Origin of the sequence: Streptomyces sp. NPDC098789 (assembly GCF_044759975.1) — a bacterium.
In the GTDB taxonomy this organism is placed as follows: Bacteria; Actinomycetota; Actinomycetes; order Streptomycetales; family Streptomycetaceae; genus Streptomyces.
In genome coordinates this window covers 110470-127307 of the sequence record NZ_JBIWAJ010000006.1, presented here as the reverse complement: position 1 = coordinate 127307, position 16838 = coordinate 110470, and the positions used below count along the sequence as shown (strand labels likewise).

General features: G+C 71.1%; 17 protein-coding genes. 5 read left to right on the top strand and 12 right to left on the bottom strand.

What is annotated here, in order from left to right; all coding sequences use genetic code 11:
- Positions 1–32: 32 nt before the first annotated feature.
- On the top strand, positions 33–2129 hold the full coding sequence (locus ACIQWR_RS15195; RefSeq protein ID WP_404009352.1) for an MDR family MFS transporter: 2097 nt from the start codon (positions 33–35) through the stop codon (positions 2127–2129).
- A gap of 118 nt (positions 2130–2247) precedes the next feature.
- On the opposite strand, the gene ACIQWR_RS15190 is transcribed toward ACIQWR_RS15195, so the two are convergent.
- Positions 2248–2886: a helix-turn-helix domain-containing protein gene (locus ACIQWR_RS15190; RefSeq protein WP_404008808.1), complete on the bottom strand. Its 639-nt coding sequence runs from the start codon at positions 2884–2886 to the stop codon at positions 2248–2250.
- Positions 2887–2951: 65 nt separating this feature from the next.
- Here ACIQWR_RS15190 and ACIQWR_RS15185 point away from each other — a divergent pair, with 65 nt between their 5' ends.
- Both ACIQWR_RS15185 and ACIQWR_RS15180 read left to right on the top strand, forming a co-directional pair.
- Positions 2952–4001: an NAD(P)/FAD-dependent oxidoreductase gene (locus ACIQWR_RS15185; protein ID WP_404008805.1), complete on the top strand. Its 1050-nt coding sequence runs from the start codon at positions 2952–2954 to the stop codon at positions 3999–4001.
- A gap of 150 nt (positions 4002–4151) precedes the next feature.
- A complete protein-coding gene (locus ACIQWR_RS15180; protein WP_404008803.1) occupies positions 4152–5603 on the top strand; it encodes an NAD(P)/FAD-dependent oxidoreductase in 1452 nt (483 codons plus the stop codon).
- A 35-nt stretch (positions 5604–5638) separates the two neighbouring features.
- Here ACIQWR_RS15180 and ACIQWR_RS15175 read toward each other — a convergent pair whose 3' ends face one another.
- From ACIQWR_RS15175 to ACIQWR_RS15150, 6 genes are all read right to left on the bottom strand, one after another.
- The gene (locus ACIQWR_RS15175; RefSeq protein WP_404008800.1) at positions 5639–6682 is read right to left on the bottom strand and encodes a beta-propeller fold lactonase family protein; all 1044 of its coding nucleotides are present in this window, start codon (positions 6680–6682) and stop codon (positions 5639–5641) included.
- A gap of 70 nt (positions 6683–6752) precedes the next feature.
- Complete coding sequence (locus ACIQWR_RS15170) at positions 6753–6983, bottom strand: hypothetical protein (protein ID WP_404008797.1); 231 nt, start codon at positions 6981–6983, stop codon at positions 6753–6755.
- 329 nt (positions 6984–7312) lie between these two features.
- Complete coding sequence (locus ACIQWR_RS15165; RefSeq protein ID WP_404008794.1) at positions 7313–8149, bottom strand: Scr1 family TA system antitoxin-like transcriptional regulator; 837 nt, start codon at positions 8147–8149, stop codon at positions 7313–7315.
- Positions 8133–8657, bottom strand: a complete 525-nt coding sequence (locus ACIQWR_RS15160) for a DUF6879 family protein (protein ID WP_404008791.1) — start codon at positions 8655–8657, stop codon at positions 8133–8135. The genes ACIQWR_RS15165 and ACIQWR_RS15160 overlap by 17 nt, the downstream gene beginning before the upstream one ends.
- Positions 8641–8859: a hypothetical protein gene (locus tag ACIQWR_RS15155; RefSeq protein ID WP_404008788.1), complete on the bottom strand. Its 219-nt coding sequence runs from the start codon at positions 8857–8859 to the stop codon at positions 8641–8643. The genes ACIQWR_RS15160 and ACIQWR_RS15155 overlap by 17 nt, the downstream gene beginning before the upstream one ends.
- Positions 8860–9011: 152 nt before the next feature.
- Positions 9012–10085 (bottom strand): ATP-dependent DNA ligase, encoded by a 1074-nt coding sequence (locus ACIQWR_RS15150; protein WP_404008785.1) that lies wholly within the window; start codon positions 10083–10085, stop codon positions 9012–9014.
- 125 nt (positions 10086–10210) lie between these two features.
- Here ACIQWR_RS15150 and ligD point away from each other — a divergent pair, with 125 nt between their 5' ends.
- Both ligD and ACIQWR_RS15140 read left to right on the top strand, forming a co-directional pair.
- Entirely contained in the window at positions 10211–11230 is a 1020-nt protein-coding gene (gene ligD, locus ACIQWR_RS15145) for a non-homologous end-joining DNA ligase (RefSeq protein ID WP_404008782.1), read from the top strand.
- 157 nt (positions 11231–11387) lie between these two features.
- Entirely contained in the window at positions 11388–11645 is a 258-nt protein-coding gene (locus ACIQWR_RS15140; RefSeq protein WP_385772264.1) for a WhiB family transcriptional regulator, read from the top strand.
- Positions 11646–11769: 124 nt separating this feature from the next.
- Here the strand turns inward: ACIQWR_RS15140 and ACIQWR_RS15135 are convergent, their stop codons facing one another.
- From ACIQWR_RS15135 to ACIQWR_RS15115, 5 genes are all read right to left on the bottom strand, one after another.
- Positions 11770–12741 (bottom strand): acyl-ACP desaturase, encoded by a 972-nt coding sequence (locus ACIQWR_RS15135; RefSeq protein ID WP_404008779.1) that lies wholly within the window; start codon positions 12739–12741, stop codon positions 11770–11772.
- A 155-nt stretch (positions 12742–12896) separates the two neighbouring features.
- On the bottom strand, positions 12897–13136 hold the full coding sequence (locus ACIQWR_RS15130; protein ID WP_404008776.1) for a hypothetical protein: 240 nt from the start codon (positions 13134–13136) through the stop codon (positions 12897–12899).
- A 132-nt stretch (positions 13137–13268) separates the two neighbouring features.
- On the bottom strand, positions 13269–14120 hold the full coding sequence (locus ACIQWR_RS15125; RefSeq protein WP_404008773.1) for a helix-turn-helix domain-containing protein: 852 nt from the start codon (positions 14118–14120) through the stop codon (positions 13269–13271).
- A gap of 252 nt (positions 14121–14372) precedes the next feature.
- On the bottom strand, positions 14373–16019 hold the full coding sequence (locus tag ACIQWR_RS15120; protein WP_404008771.1) for an ABC-F family ATP-binding cassette domain-containing protein: 1647 nt from the start codon (positions 16017–16019) through the stop codon (positions 14373–14375).
- Positions 16020–16244: 225 nt separating this feature from the next.
- On the bottom strand, positions 16245–16661 hold the full coding sequence (locus ACIQWR_RS15115; protein WP_404008768.1) for an SsgA family sporulation/cell division regulator: 417 nt from the start codon (positions 16659–16661) through the stop codon (positions 16245–16247).
- Between the last annotated feature and the right edge of the window lie 177 nt (positions 16662–16838).

The following is a 16838-nucleotide window of genomic DNA, read 5'->3' as shown; positions in this document are numbered from 1 at the left end:
TCCGCGGGGTGACCCGTTCGGCCGAGCGCCGCATGCGGCCGGGCGGCGGCGCTGTGAGAGTGCGAGATGTGACCACAGCTCCCGCGATAGTCGCCGCGCCGCCCGTGCTCGACCGGCGCCGGCGCAACGTCATCTTCGGCACGATCATGCTCGGCGTGCTGCTGGCAGCCCTCGACCAGACGATCGTGGGCACCGCCCTGCCCACGATCGTGGCGGATCTCGGCGGCGGCGACCACATGTCCTGGGTGGTGACCTCGTACCTCCTCGCGGAGACCGTCGCCACGGTGCTGGTGGGCAAGTTCGGCGACCTCTTCGGGCGCAAGGTCATCTTCCAGATCTCCGCGGTCGTCTTCATCACCGGCTCGTTCCTCTGCGGGCTGGCGAGCAACATGCTCCTGCTCATCGTGTGGCGGGGCGTGCAGGGCATCGGTGCGGGCGGCCTGATGGTCACCTCCATGGCACTGATCGCCGATGTGGTGCCGCTGCGCGAGCGGGGCAAGTACCAGGGCGCGATCGGCGCCGTGTTCGGCGTCGCGACGGTCATCGGGCCCCTGCTGGGCGGGCTGTTCACCGACCACCTGAGCTGGCGCTGGGCCTTCTACGTCAATGTGCCGATCGCGGTCCTGGTGGTGCTGGCCGCGGCCCGGACGATCCCCTCGGTACGGTCGGGCGCGCGGCCGGCGATCGACTACCTCGGCATCGCCCTCGTCGCGATCGGCTCCAGCGCGCTGATCCTGGGCACGAGTTGGGGCGGCAACGAGTACGCCTGGAGTTCGCCGGCCATCATCGGTCTCTTCGTGGGCGGGGTGCTCGCACTCGCCCTGTTCTGCCTGGCCGAGACCCGCGCGGCCGAACCGATGCTGCCCATGCGGCTGTTCCGCAACCCGGTCTTCACCGTGTGCTCCGTACTGAGCTTCGTCGTCGGCTTCGCGATGCTCGGCGCGATGACCTTCCTGCCGACCTACCTCCAGTACGTGGACGGGGATTCGGCCACGATCTCGGGCGTGCGGACCCTGCCGCTGGTCTTCGGCCTGTTGATCGCCTCCGTCTTCAGCGGCAACGTCACCAGCAAGACCGGGCGGTACCGGATCTTCCCCATCGTGGGTTCCCTGGTCATGGGCATCGGGCTCTACCTGCTCTCGCGAATGGGCCCGGGGACCGGCGTCGCGCTGGAATCGCTGTACATGTTCGTGCTCGGCGTCGGGATCGGCCTGTCGATGCAGGTCCTGACCATCGCCGTGCAGAACACCGTGGACTACGCCGACCTCGGTACCGCCACCTCGGGGGTCACCTTCTTCCGGACCCTGGGCAGCGCCTTCGGCACCGCGGTCTTCGGCACCATCTACGCCAACAGCCTCGGGCCCGCCCTGACCTCGGCCGTGGCCGAGGCGGCCAAGGCCACGGGCGGCGACCCGGCACAGATCGCCGCCCAGGCGGGGAACCCGAAGGGCGTGCACGGACTGCCGACGGCCGCGGCCACCCCGGTGATCTCCGCGTACACGGACGCGTTGCAGACCGTCTTCCTGTGGACGGTGCCGGTCGCGGCGGTGGGCTTCGTCGTCGCGCTCTTCCTCAAGCAGGTCGCGCTGCGCGACACCGCCAAGGCCGGCTCGACCGACATGGGCGACGGCTTCGCCTCGCCGGCGACGGCCTCCGGGGATTCGGCCAAACTGCTGGAACTGGCGGTGGGCAGGATCGTCCGGACCATGGGCCCGGAGCAGGCGCGGGGCATCGTCAGCGCCTCCGACACCCGGCTCGACATGGCGGGCGCGTGGGCCGTCATGCAGGTGGATCTGCTGACCCGCACGGTCGGCTACGCCAGCCTCGGCCTGATCGCCTCCCGCCGCTCGCTGCCCGCGGAGGTGCTGGTGCCCGTCTTCGACCGGATGGTCGCGGAGGGCTACCTGACGCGGGAGGGCAGCTTCTTCTCGCACACCCCGGCCGGTGCGCGCGAGGCCGGGGTGATCTCCGCCGCCTGGGCCGACTGGCTCGGCGACCAGCTGGAGCGCGACCGCGGCCGGCCGCGCAGCGCCGAACTGCGGGTGGCGGCCGACGCGATCGCGAAGCGGCTGCTGGCGGAGGACCTGAGCGAGGGCAACTTCGCGCCGCGGGTGGCGGTGCGGTCGTAGCGGGCGGGCGCGCGGCCGTGCTCGACCTGACCCGCCGTCGGCGGGACGTCGGGGTGGCGTCGGAGAGGCGTCGGAGAGGCGTCGGGGTGGCGTCGGGGTGGCGCCCTACGCGCCGCGGTCATGGTGCGTTCTTGTCCCGCGTGGTGGGCCTGGCGCGTACGTGGATGCGCTCGCCCTGCGGACCGAACAGGCTCAGGTACTCGGTGGGTTGCGCGACCGCGTTGAAGAAGGCGTGCGGGGTGCGGGTGTCGAACTCGGCGGCCTCCCCGGGGCCGAGCACCAGGTCGTGGTCGCCGAGCACCAGGCGCAGCCGTCCGGACAGGACGTACAGCCACTCGTAGCCCTCGTGCACGCCCAGCCGCGGGTTGCCGACCGGCTCGGTGGCGGGCGGGAGGATCTGCTTGAAGGCGTGTACTCCGCCGAAGTTCCTGGTCAGCGGGATGTACGTCGTCCCGTGCCGGACGAAGGGGCGCGGCCGGACCCGCGGGTCCCCGGTGTCCGGGGCGCCGACCAGCTCGTCGAGCGCGACGCGGTGGGCCTTGGCCAGCGGGAGCAGCAGTTCCAGGGTGGGCCGGCGGCGTCCGGACTCCAGCCGGGAGAGCGTGGAGAGGGAGATGCCGGTGGCCTCGCTGAGCTGGGCGAGGGTGGTCCCGCGCTCCTGCCGCAGGGTGCGCAGGCGCGGTCCCACGGTGGTGAGCACCCGGGCGAGGTCCTCTTCGTCGGACCCCGCGGACGCGTCGTTCTCGGCGGCAACCATGATCCCATTTGCCGGTTCGGCAACACCATTTGTCAAGCGGGATTCCGGGCGCGCATCCTCGCCGCATGAGGACGAACGGTGTGAGTGCGGGTGCGGGTGCGGGTGCGGGTGCGGGTGTGGGTGTGGACGGGGCCGAGGTGGAGGCGGAGGCGGACGTGGAGGTCGTGGTCGTGGGGGGTGGGGCCGCGGGGCTGGGCGCGGCGGTGACCCTGTCCCGCGCCCGACGCTCGGTCCTGGTGATCGACTCGGGCAGCCCCCGCAACGCCCCGGCCGCCCACGTGCACGGATATCTCGGCCACGACGGCGTACCCCCGGCGGAGCTGCTGGCCCGGGGGCGGGCGGAGGCGATCGGCTACGGCGCCCGGATCGTTCCCGGTACGGCCATCGCCGCCGACCGGTTGCCCGGCGGCGGCTTCCTGGTGCGCCTCGGCGACGGTTCCACGGTCCGCGCCGCGCGGCTCCTGGTGGCCACCGGTCTGCGCGACGAGCTGCCCGAGGTGCCGGGCCTCGCCGCCCGCTGGGGCCGCGACGTACTGCACTGTCCGTACTGCGACGGCTGGGAGTGGCGGGACCGCCCGCTCGCGGTCCTGGCCACCGGTCCGCTCGCGGTGCACCAGGCACACCTGTGGCGGCAGTGGACCCCGCGGGTCACCCTGCTGGCGCACACCTGGCGGGTGCCGGAGGACGACCGGGCGGCGCTGGCCGCGCGGGGCGTCGCGGTGGTGGAGGGGGAGGTCCGGGGGCTCGCGCTGACCGGGGAGGACCGACTGGCGGGCGTGACCCTGGCGGGCGGGGCGGCCGTCGCGTGCGAGGCGCTGGTCGTGGCCCCGCGGTTCACGGCCCGTTCGGGAGTGTTGAGCAGCCTGGGGATCACGGCCGTACGGCAGGAGCGCGACGGTCACGACCTCGGCACCGCGGTCGAGGCGGGGCCGGGCGGGGCGACGGCGCTCCCGGGGGTATGGGTGGCGGGCAACGTGACCTCGCCGACGGACACCGTGATCGCCGCGGCCGCGCAGGGGGTGCGCGCGGGGATGGAGATCAACGCGGATCTGACGGGGGCGGAGGTCCGGGCGGCGGGGGCCGGGGCGTCGGCGACGGGAGTGGCCACCGGGTGAGGTGACGGCGTCCGGTGGGTCCCGGTACGCCTCCTCCCACCAGGCGCTCGCTCATTTGTGCGGGTTTCGCCCGAGCCTGGCCCGCACAGGCTCTGGAGGCGATCTGATCGTCGTACCGCTCGCACCGCACCTTCGGCTCTGGGGGACGCAATGGCACATGTGTTGGTCATCGGCGGCGGTGTCGGAGGGTTGGCCACCGCGTTGCTCGCGGCGCGGCACGGGCACACGGCCGAGCTGTTCGAGCGCGACAGCCGGGCCCCGGGAACCGCCCTGGACCGGGACTTCTTCGGCTGGCGGCGCCCCTCCGTACCGCAGGCGACGCAGCCCCACGTCCTGCTCGGGGCGGCGCGCACGCTGCTGCGCGACGTACTGCCGGACGTGTACCGGGAGATGCTCCGCCTCGGCGCCCGGGAGCGGCACGAACTGGACTGGTTCGACGAACGCCCGCCCGCCCGGCCCGGGGACGAGGACCTCGTCATGCTCCAGGCCCGGCGCATCGTGCTGGAGAGCGCCCTGGTCACCGCGCTGCGCGGCGAGTCCGGGGTGGTCACGCGGTACGGCGAGCCGGTCACCGGGCTGCTGACGGAGCGCGCGGCGAGAGCGGGGGCCGGGGCCGGTACGGCTGCGACCGCTGGGGCGGCTGGGGTGGCTGGGGACTGCGTACGGGTGACGGGGGTGGAGACGGCGCTGGGGGAGTACGCGGGTGACCTCGTCGTGGACGCGGGCGGGCGGCGCGGCGGCGTCGAACGCTGGCTCGCGCTGGCCGGCTGCCGGCCGGCGGTCGTGGAGCGCCACCGCACGGGGATCGCCTACTTCTGCCGCTGGTACCGCCTGCCTGAGGGGCGCCCGGAGGGCCCGCGCCGCCCGTGGGCGGTGACCGGCGGCCCCTTCGCCGGATGCGCCGTCTTCCCGGCCGACAACGGGGCGTTCGCGGTGACCCTCTTCGTCCACACGCAGGACGAGACCCGCGGCGCGCTGCGGGATCCGGCCGTCTTCGAGGCCGTGGCGCGGGCCTTCCCGCCCGGTGCGGCCTGGCTGGAGCTGGGCGCCGAACCGCTGTCCGAGGTCATGGCCACGGCGGGCCTGGACAACCGGTGGAGCGCCCTGGTCGACGAACGGGGACCGGTGGTCAGCGGGATCGTGCCGATCGGGGACGCGATCACCCACACCAACCCGACCCTGGCGCAGGGCACCTCGCTCGCGCTGTGGGCCGCGCTGCGCGTGGCCCGTACGGCGCACCGCGACCCGGGGTCGGCACGTTTCGCCGCCGAGCACCACGCGTGGGCGGTGCGCACGCTCAAGCCGTGGTTCGACTTCCAGGTGGTGGCGGACACTGCGGTGGGGGAGCGGTTCGCGGCCCGGGCCGGCCGCACCGGTACGGCCCGTGAGACGGCCGCGCTGTTCGACTGCGCCCTGGACGACCCGGAGGTGATGCGGGCCCGGGCGCGGGTGCGGCACCTGGTCGACCCGCCGGAGCGGGCCTACGCCGATCCGGAGATCCGGGCCCGGGTCGCGCGGTGGTTGGCGCAGCGCCCCGACTACGCACCGGGCACGGCCGGCCCGGACCGCGAGGAGTGGGAGAAGCTCACAAGGGCTCGTTGATCACGGCGACACCGAGGACCGGCAGCGCTGGAGGATCACCGTCCCGTGGTTCCCGGACCGCGCTTGCGCGGCGTGACCGCGACGCCGGTCGGCCCGTCGCCGACGGGCACCGTGGCGGTGACCCGCGCGGCCGCCGTGTCGATGACCGACACCGTGTCCGCTTCGAATTCGCTGACGTAGAGGTGGGAGCCGTCGGGGCCGACGGCGAGTCCGTTGGGGCCGACGCCCACCTCGATGGTGTCCGTGACGCGATGGGTACGGGTGCTGATCACCGACACGCTGCTCGACCCGATGTTGGCCACGTAGACGTGGCGTCCGTCGGGGCCGGCGCCGATGCCGGCGGGCTGCACTCCGACCGGGACGCGGGCCGTGACCGTGTTGCCGCAGGTCTCGATCACCGACACGTCGGCCGAGGTCAGGTCCGAGACGTAGAGCTCGCGGCCGTCCGGGGTGAGGGCCAGTGCGGTGGGACCGTTGCCCACGGGGACCGTGCCCACGACCGTGTTGGTGTCGGTCCGGACCACCGAGACGTCGTCCGAAGCGGCGTTGGCGACGTAGAGGCGGGAGCCGTCCGGGAGTACGGCCAGGCCCAGGGGCGAGTCCCCCACCTTGACGGTGTCCGTGACCTTCCGCGTTCGGGTGCTGATCACCGAGACGTCGTCCGACCTCACGTTGGCCACGTACGCGCGCCCTCCGTCCGGTGAGATCGTGACCCTGCTGGGCTCCCCTCCCACGGCGATGGTGTCGACGACCGTCCTGGTGCGGGTCTCGATCACGGACACGGTGTCCGCCGCGGAGTTCGTGACGTAGACGTGCGCGCCGTCGGGAGTCACGGCCACGCTGTCGGGCCCGGCACCCACGCGAACGCTGTCCACGACCGTGTCGGTACGCGTGTCGATCACCGAGACCGTGTCGGAGTGGAGGTTCGCGACGAAGGCGAAGGTGAAGGCGCCCGGCCGTGCGGAGGCGTCCGGCGCCGGCGCCGCGAGCGCCCCGGGTGCGCTCGCCAGCGCCACGAGCGCCACCGCCACCGCCAGAGCCACGCCCGGCCGGCGCCCGGTCCCCTGAGTCCGTGTCATGGCCCACAAGCTACGTCGCGCGCTACCGCTCGGAGCCGAGGCGCGCCCCGGGGGCCAGGGGGTGGGGGGTTCACTCGGTCACCCGATCCACCCGCGCGATGTCGGTGACTTCGCGCGCGAACCACTTGTGTGTCGGGTTGCGGCCCGTGTGCTTCATGCAGAGGCGGTCCACGGCGGCCACGTCCTGGTCCGGGCCGCTGGCCCAACCGCATCCGTCCGTGACGCACTCGGCCGCCACGACAGGTGCCGTACCGGGGTCACGGATGATCCGGTGAGCGGCGAACGTGAAACGCTGCTTCACTCTGGCCTCCGCTTGCCTGCCACGCGCATCTTCGCGAGATCCGGGTCCGAGCAATCGATGTGCCGGTAGATGACCACCGGGGGGCCGGATCGCCTTTCGTACGTCCCGCGCTGGCAGCGATCGAGCGGGGCGATCAGGCACGCGCATTCCGAGCACGTCTCAACCGGCGGTACGAAGGTCTCGTACTCCCACATCCGCGTACCGGGTTCGCTTGCGCTGCCTGTTTTGCTTGGAACCATGACGCACCCTTCGCCGCATCATCCGGACGTGATGAATGATTCCAGCGCGAGAGGGTGCGATCCAAAATTATTCGCGTCGTCGACTAAAGATCATTGGCGGCAGTGCCGAGCCCACTCCGACAACAGTTCCTGTGCGCTGTCCCCGAATTCGGCGTGCTCCTCGTAGCTGGTAAATCTTTCGAGAAGCGCCTGTACGTCCTTCGGGTCACGGAAGACTGCCGCACCGAGGTCCGTCTCGATGGTAGCCAGCCGGTCGTCGTAGACCGTGAACGTACTCAACGGCGTGTTGCTGTACTTGACCCGCGTGGGTAGCAGGCCAATCCGGATATTCGCCTGTCGGGCGAGTGAGGAAAGACGGTCGATCTGCATGGCCAGAGCGTCCGGGGGGATCAGGGGATACCGTACGGCTTGTTCCGTGAGGAGGAACGTGAACCGTTTGGCGCGGTTGAGCAGGACGGTTTGGCGCTCCAGCTTCATCGCGACGGCTTTGGCCTGTTGGGTGGGCGGAGCATGGGCGATGCTTTCCCGGATGTATTCCGGAGTGGCGAGAAGTCCCGTAGCCATGGAAAGCAGGAAGTACCGGAACTCTGTCGTCACCGACTCCAGCCCGGCCAGCTCCAGCTGCTTCTTGTCCATGCCCTTCCGGTGCAGCCCCCTTCGATCCTGCCACTCGGTCTGAGCTATCCGAGCCACGGCCATGATCTCGGCCGTAACAGCGGATGAGGCTTCGAGCCCCCGGAGGAGCTGCTCGACATCCACCAGGGATGGACGGAGCTTGTTGCCCTCGATGCGGCTGATCTTGGACTGGGACATGTTGCAACGCGCACCAAGCCGGGCCCCTGAGAGCCCGGCTTGTCTGCGTAGCCTTCTGAGGAGCGCCGCCAGCTCCAGGCCCGACTGGTCGAGCTGATCAGGCTCTATGGCCACCGGTGACGTACTCCCTGAACGGCACGGATTCGGCCAGCGCAATCCGTTGGTACTCGATAAATGGTGCAGCGTCGCCTTCGTACAGTTCGCGGTTGATCTGCCTGCCGTCCGTTTCGTAGTTCATGAGAACCACTTTGGAACGGTCGAACATCCAGAAGTCGGGGGCATCCGCAAGAGGGTTTTCCCGGTCGGTGACATCCAAGATGCGGATGTCATCCCCTGCCTGAACGTGGACGTCGTAGTACCTGCTGAATTCGAACCGTAGGTAAGCGCTCAACGGCTGTCGCACGATGTGTACCCGGCCGTTGTGCTTGCCTTCCGCCCGCTGTCTCGAAACGCGCTCCGTGTATGCGGATGACAGGTAGGGAGCCGTAGGACGTCCCGCTACGAACGCTGCGAAATCTTCCTCCTCATGCGGCACGAGGTATTGGGGCAGGGTCTCCAGTCGCCAAGCCTCGACCTTGATGTCGGCGAACTGTTGCTTCCACTCTTCACCATCCAAGTGCACGTACAGCCTCCCTGAGTACTGCTTCGGGGATCTCCACGAGTCCTTCCCCGGCCGGGGGCTGGAATGCGGTGGACACGTCGCCCTGGACCACGATCGAGCCGCTGGCAGTCACGTAGACGTTCGGGCAGTCCTCATCTCCGCACGGGTCCTTACAGTCGCCGTTGTCGGTTCCGGTCACGCGGGTCAGTTCCTCACGCGCCATGTGAAGCCCCCTCGGTGCCAGGCCCCCGGTTGAGCCTGATGGTCATGACCGTACGGAGGGGAGCGGGGCGTCGTCCATGCGTGGGCGGGACTATGCGCGTCTTCGCATAAACCCGCCCCGTGGTGACGTGCGGGCGGCCGGGGCGTGGGAGGTCACGAGGGGAGGATGTCGCCCAAGTTGTACTCGGGTTCTTCGAGTTGCTCGTAGGTGCACGATTCGGCGGTACGGTCCGGGCGCCACCGGCGGAACCGGGCCGTGTGCCTGAATCGGGGGGCCTGGGTCGCGGTGTAGGAGAGGGTGTCGTACGCGACCTCCAGGACGAGTTCCGGGCGCAGCGGTACCCAGGAGAGGTCCTTCTTGCCGGTCCAGCGGCTCTGGGCGCCCGGCAGGCGGGCGCTCTCGTGAGCGGATTCTTCGGCCCAGGCCGCCCACGGGTGGCCCTCGGGGCTGGGCATGCGCAGGGGGGCCAGCTCCTCCACCATTTCGGCGCGGCGCTTCATGGGGAAGGCGGCGCAGACGCCCACGTGTTGGAGCGCGCCGTGCTCGTCGTGGAGGCCGAGCAGGAGCGATCCGATGATCGGACCGCTCTTGTGGAAACGGAAACCCGCGACGACGGTGTCGGCCGTACGCTCGTGCTTGATCTTGAACATGAGGCGGGCATCGGGCCGGTAGGGCAGATCGAGCGGTTTCGCGATCACCCCGTCGAGCCCGGCGCCCTCGAACCGCTCGAACCACTCCCGCGCGAGCGCGGGGTCGGTGGTCGCGGGCGCCAGATGAACGGGGGGACGGGCCGTGGACAGGGAGCGGGCGAGTGCGGTGCGCCGGTCGGCGAGCGGGGTGTCGAGGAGGGCCTCGTCGCCGAGCGCGAGCAGGTCGAAGGCGATGAAGCTGGCCGGGGTGGTACCGGCCAGGAGGGTGACGCGGGACGCCGCGGGATGGATGCGTTCGGTCAGGCGGTCGAAATCCAGCCGCCCGCCGTGAACGATGACGATCTCCCCGTCCACGACGCAGCGCGGGGGCAGCTCCTCCCGGAACGCCGTGACCAGTTCGGGGAAGTAGCGGGTCAGGGACTTGCCGGTGCGGCTGCCGATCTCGATCTCGTCGCCGTCCCGGTGGACGATGGCGCGGAAGCCGTCCCACTTCGCCTCGTACTGCATGCCCGGGGGAATCTCGGGCACGGACTTCGCGAGCATCGGTTTCACCGGGGGCATCACGGGCAGGTCCACGCCACCTCCACCTGGTCTTCTCGGTCGTCCTGACCTTCTGGACGACCCGTCCCTACGATTCTGCGGCGCTACGTCCCGCCGCGCCCGGTATGCGAGGTGTGCCGGGCCCGCCTACCGTGGCGCACATGGGTGCTGCGGGCAAGGCGATCGAGTTGGAAGCGGGCGGGCGGGCCGTACGGCTGTCGAGCCCGGACAAGGTCTACTTTCCCGAGCGAGGCCTGACCAAGCTGGACGTCGCCCAGTACTACCTGGCCGTGGCGGAGGGCATCACGCGCGCGCTGCGCGACCGGCCGACGACCCTGGAGCGGTTCCCGGACGGGGTGGACGGCGAGTCCTTCTTCCAGAAGCGCGCGCCGAAGAACCTGCCCGAGTGGATCCCGACCGCCCACATCGCCTTCCCCAGCGGGCGGACGGCCGACGAGATCTGCCCGACCGAGCCGGCCGCCGTGCTCTGGGCGGCGAACCTCGGCTGCCTGACCTTCCACCCGTGGCCGGTGCGACGCGCGGACACCGACCGTCCCGACGAGCTGCGCATCGACCTCGATCCGCAACCGGGGACGGACTACCACCACGCGGTGGCGGTGGCCCACGAGCTGCGCGCGCTGCTGGAAGAGCTGGGCCTGCGCGGCTGGCCCAAGACTTCGGGGGGCCGGGGCCTGCACGTCTTCGTGCCGATCGAGCCCCGCTGGACCTTCGCCGAGGTCCGGCGCTGCGCGATCGCGCTGGGCCGGGAGCTGGAGCGCCGGATGCCCGGGAAGGTCACCACGGCCTGGTGGAAGGAGGAACGGGGCGAGCGGATCTTCGTCGACTACAACCAGACCGCGCGCGACCGCACCATCGCCTCGGCCTACTCCGTCCGGCCCCGCCCCCACGCCCCGGTCTCCGCGCCCCTGCGCTGGGACGAGGTGGACGCGGCCGAGCCGCGGGACTTCGACATCGTGACGATGCCGAAGCGCTTCGCCGAGCTGGGCGACGTCCACGCGGACATGGACGACCACGCCTTCGGCCTGGAAGCGGTCCTGGCCCTGGCGGACCGCGACGAGCACGAGCGCGGCATGGGCGACATGCCCTACCCCCCGGACCACCCGAAGATGCCGGGCGAACCGAAGCGGGTCCAACCGAGCCGCGCCCGGCACGAGGACTGAGGGCTGAGGACTGAGGGTTGCGGGCTGAGGGCCGAGGACTGAGGTGCCTCGATCGGGGGCGCCGACCGGGTCGCCGTCCGGGGTGATCAACGACGCCGTGCCGCCCTGTTGATCGGTCGTTGATCGGACGTACATCCGGCGCGGTGAGTATCGCCGCATGTCGATGAACACGAGCGAACGCACGGCGACGGCGACGACGGACGTCTCCTGGTACGAACTGGCACTCTGCGCGCAGACGGGCCCCGGCTTCTTCTTCCCGGAGCCCGGGTCCTCCCTGCGGGACGCGAAGCGCCTGTGCGGAGCCTGCGAGGGACGGGTCGCCTGCCTGGAGTACGCCCTGGCCAACGACGAGCGCTTCGGTGTCTGGGGCGGTCTCTCGGAGGGCGAACGCCACGCCCTGCGCCCGCGCGGTTGACGCGTCGGCCCGGCCGCGTCGCTCACGAACGCGGCGGTCCCCCGGTAGAGCGGGGCTCTACCGGGGGACCGCCGTCACACTTCACGCTTCACACGGCGCGGGGCGGGGCCCCGACCGCTCGCGATCAGGCCTTGCGGGCCGCGATGCGCGCCGCGCGGGCGGCGAGGCGCTCGTCGAACTTGCGGGCCTCGGAGTCCAGGCCGGCCATGTACATGCCCAGCTCGTCCTGGGCCTTCTGGCCGTCGGGGCCGAGGCCGTCGATGTCCATGACCTTGAGGAAGCGGAGCACCGGGCTCAGCACGTCGTCGTGGTGGATGCGCATGTTGTAGATGCCGCCGATGGCCATCTGCGCCGCGGCCCGCTCGAAGCCCGGCATGCCGTGTCCCGGCATCCGGAAGTCGACGACCACGTCGCGCACGGCCTGCATCGTCAGGTCCGGGGCCAGCTCGAAGGCGGCGCCGAGCAGGTTGCGGTAGAAGATCATGTGCAGGTTCTCGTCGGCCGCGATGCGGGCGAGCATCCGGTCGCAGACCGGGTCGCCCGACTGGTGGCCGGTGTTGCGGTGCGAGATGCGGGTGGCCAGCTCCTGGAAGGCGACGTACGCCACCGAGTGCAGCATGGAGTGCCGGTTGTCGGACTCGAAGCCCTCCGCCATGTGCATCATCCGGAACTCTTCGAGCTTGTCCGGGTCCACCGCGCGGGACGCGAGCAGGTAGTCGCGCATCACGATGCCGTGGCGCCCCTCCTCAGCGGTCCAGCGGTGCACCCAGGTGCCCCAGGCGCCGTTGCGGCCGAAGAGGGAAGCGATCTCGTGGTGGTAGCTGGGGAGGTTGTCCTCGGTGAGGAGGTTGACCACCAGCGCCGTGCGGCCGATGTCGGTGACCTTGGACTGGCCGACCGCCCACTCCTCGCCGTCCTCGAAGAACCCCGGGAAATTGCGCCCGTCGCTCCACGGAACGTACTCGTGCGGCATCCAGTCCTTCGTCACCTTCAGGTGACGGTTGAGCTCTTTCTCCACCACCTCTTCCAGCGCGAACAGCAGCTTGGCGTCGGTCCACGCCTCCGAGCTGCCGAGGTGGGGAGAGGTGATCGTCACGGGTGCTCCTGGGGACAAAGCGAATACCTACGGTTCCGTAGCCTACGAACCCGTAGGTTAAGCGCGGCATCAAGAGGAACCAAGCCCCACCCCTGGGGGTGCCTGGTTACGTCCGGTTATGTATGCAGTTCTAGGCGGCGCGGGGACGCGCAAAGTCACACCAGAAGGTGATCCGCGGCGCCGCCCTTGACCGCCGTGATCAGCGCGCGGAGCGCTTCCGTCGAGTCCGAGACGTAGGCGGCGGAGCCGGTCGTGCCGATGTAGGCCCTGCCGTCGGCGTCCAGGCCGAAGCGGAAGCAGTTCGCGCCCTCGCTGCAGAAGGCCCGGTCCCAGTCGATGGCGGGGGCGGGGGCGGTGGCGGGGGCTGCGGTGGCCGCGGTGGTCATCGCGCTCATGTCGTCCTTCTTCCGGTGTCCGTGGTGCATCGTCTCGTCCGTGTGCTTCGTGGTGTGCGTGGCGCCCTGTGGTGTCCCTTCGGTGCGCACACGGGTCCCGCGCGCGGCGGGTTCACCGCTTCCGCGCGGGCCTCACAGGTCCCGCGCGATCGCGCGGATGGCATCGCGGGATGCGGTCGCGGTCAGTGACAGGCCCCGGAGCCGCTCCAGCAGCCCCCGGTAGCGCGACAGCTCCCCCTGCGAGTCAAGGAGCGCCGACCCGTGCGCGCTGTCGAGCTGCACGGTGTCCAGCTGGCTCATCGTCGCCGCCGCGTAGGTGAACGACTGGCCCGCGCCGGGCAGGCCGCCCGCGGTGAAGGGGATCACCCGGACCGTCGTGCGCTCGCGCTCCGACTCTGCCAGGATGTGCTCCAGTTGCGCCCGGGCCGCCCCCGGCCCGCCGAACCGCATGCGCAGCGCCGCCTCGTGCACCACCGCTTCGTAGGTCGGGGGCCGCTCGCGCGCGAAGATCTCCCGCCGGCCCATGCGCAGCGCCAGCCGGGCCCGCACCTCGGCCGCCGGGAGCGGCGGGTCGGCGGTTTCGAAGACCGCCCGCGCGTGGGCCTCGGTCTGCAACAGGCCGGGTATGTGCGCGGTCACGGCCGTGTGCAACTCGACGCTGTGGTGCTCCAGTTCGCAGATGTCGAGCAACCCCGGCGGTAGCAGGGCGCGATGCTCCTCCCACCACCCCTTGTCGCGCTCCCGGGTCATCCCCGCGAGCAGGTCCACGAGCGCGACGTCGGGGCAGGCGTAGTGGTGGGCCAGCGTGCGGACCCGCTCCGCGGTGATGCCGAGCCGGCCGGACTCGATGTTGGGGATGCGGGTGCGGTCGACCCCCAGCAGCGCCGCGGCCTGTTGCACGGTCGTGCCCGACCGCTCGCGGAGTCTGCGCAGCTCGGCGCCCAGGCGCTGCTGCCGGGCGGTCGGCGTGCTCCTCGGTGGCATGGCGCGGTTCCCCTCTCCTGGAATGCCCTGAGAAAGCGGTAGGCGGTCGTACGACTAGTGGCACTGTGCACCTACTACGCTACGTTCAGTAGTGCAAGTGTCACACGCGGCGACCTGTCGGCGCCGGAGGACTCCCTCGGAAGGCTCGGCGCTACGACGACGGGCGCCCGGCGCCCCGCCCCGTGAGGGGGGAGCGCCGGGCGCGTCGACGGGTGGAGCGGGTCGGCCCCGCCCGGTCCCACCGGGTGCTGATCAGTCCTGCCACATGGACTCGCGGACCTCCTGCGCCGTGGTCGGGCGCAGTTCGTCGTCGAGCAGCAGCCAGCGGGTGATGCCGATCGATTCCAGGAACGGCACGTCGTGACTGGCCACGATGAGCGCCCCCTCGTACGAATCCAACGCCTCCGTCAACTGCCGTACGCTCGCCAGGTCCAGGTTGTTCGTCGGCTCGTCCAGCATCAGTAGCTGCGGAGCCGGTTCCGCCAGGAGCAGCGCCGCGAGCGCCGCCCGGAAGCGCTCGCCGCCCGACAGGGTTCCCGCGAGCCGGTCGGCCCGGGCGCCGCGGAAGAGGAAGTGCGCGAGCCGCGCCCGGATCCCGTTGTTCGTCGCCTGCGGCGCGAACCGGGCCACGTTCGCCACCACCGACAACCCGTCGTCGAGGACGTCGAGCCGCTGCGGCAGGAAGCGCACCGGTACGTGCGCCACCGCCTCCCCGGCCACCGGCGGGACCAGCCCGGCCACCGTGCGCAGCAAGGTGGTCTTGCCCGAACCGTTGCGTCCGACCAGGGCGATCCGCTCCGGCCCGCGCAGTTCCCACGCGTCGGGGACGGCCGGTGAGCCCGCGTGCGCCAGGTGCAGGCCGCGCAGGGTCAGCACGCCGCGCCCGGGTGGAACCAGGGTGGCGGGCAGCTCGATGCGGATCTCGTCGTCGTCGCGCACCGCCTCCACCGCCTGGTCGAGCCGTTCGCGCGCCTGCGCGAGCTTCTCGGTGTGCATGATGCGGTGCTTGCCCGCCGACACCTGGGCCTGTCGCTTCCGCTCGCCCATCACGATCTTGGGCTCGCGCTTGGTGTCGTTCATCTTCTGGCCGTACCGCTTGCGTCGGGCCAACTTGACGTGCGCGTCGGACAGTTCGCGCTTCTGGCGCTGTACGTCGGCCTCGGCGACCCGGACCAGCCGCTCGGCGGTCTCCTGCTCGGCGGCCAGCACCTCCTCGTAGGCGCTGAAGTTCCCGCCGTACCAGCGGACCTCGCCCTCGCGCAGTTCGGCGATCTGGTCCACCCGGTCCAGCAGTTCCCGGTCGTGGCTGACCAGGACCAGGACGCCGGTCCAGGAGTCGACGGCGGCGTAGAGCCGGCGTCGGGCCCGCAGGTCGAGGTTGTTGGTGGGTTCGTCGAGCAGCAGGACGTCCGGCCGCGCGATCAGCAGGGCCGCCAGCCGCAGCAGCACGGACTCGCCGCCGGACAGTTCGCCGACCGTGCGGTCGAGGCCGATCCGGCCCAGCCCCAGCTGGTCGAGGGTGGCGGTCGCCCGCTCCTCCACGTCCCAGTCGTCGCCGACCGCGGCGAAGTTGGACGCGGTGGCCTCGCCCGCCTCGATGGCGTGCAGGGCGGTGCGGACCGCGGCGATTCCGAGTGCCTCGTCCACGCGCAGCGTGGTGTCGAGGGTGACCCCCTGGGGGAGGTGGCCGACCGTACCGGCGACGGCGATCTGGCCGTCGCCCGCGGTCAGTTCACCCGCGATCAGTTTGAGCAGGGTGGACTTGCCCGAGCCGTTGAGACCGATCAGGCCGGTGCGGCCGGGGCCGACGGCGAGCTGGAGCCCGTCGAAGACGGGGGTCCCGTCGGGCCAGTCGAAGGACAGGGCGGAACACGTGACGAACGTAGGGGCATGGCTCATGGAGGCCTCCAGGTTGCGTGAATGGTGCAGTGCAACGCGGGGAGACAGCCGACGACGAGCGCTCCTGACGAAGGGCTTGGGGGGTCGGTGTCTCGGACCTCAGACGAGCAATGTCCTGCTCCGTTTCGGCGGCGATGGGGCGTCTACGAAGCTACGGGGGGCCTCAGCCGCCCGCAATTGGTTTTCGCCGGGCCGGCGCCGAACGGTCCGTGTCGACAGCGGACCTCAACAGGAGTCGCGCATCAGCTCGGCCAGGCTGTGGTCCACGTCCAGGTACAGGTGTTCCAGCCCCGGCGGGACCACGGTCGCGGCCCGCTCCAGGAAGCTGCGCAGCTCGGCGGCGGCCATCAGGACGATGGCGACACCCTCCGGAGCGTGGAACTCCACCACGGTCCGGCCCGATCCGTACGGCCGCACCCGCACGTCGCCGTGGCCACAGGGACGGTCCAGGCCCGCCTCCAGCAGTTCGCGCGCGAAGGTCCACGACACCTCGATGCCTTCGAGGGTCGCCGGAGCGGGGAAGGCCATGCGGACGGCGAAGGGATCCGAGCGGTCGTAATGGAAGGTGACGGGGACGGTCTCGACCTTCGGCGCTGCGGCGACCAGACGGGCCTGCACGGCCTGCTCGATGATGGTGATCAAGGCTCGCTCCCTTGCGGCGATCGGTTGCCGGACTGTGGCTGGGGCCCGGCATCCGGATAGACGCGGGAAATCGCGAATCCGTGCATGCGCGGAGGGCGTGAGCTGTGTCACCGAATGGCCGGAACACCGTCGTGTGATCGTACGGTCCATCGGCAGTGCCCATGGGGCACAAGGGGA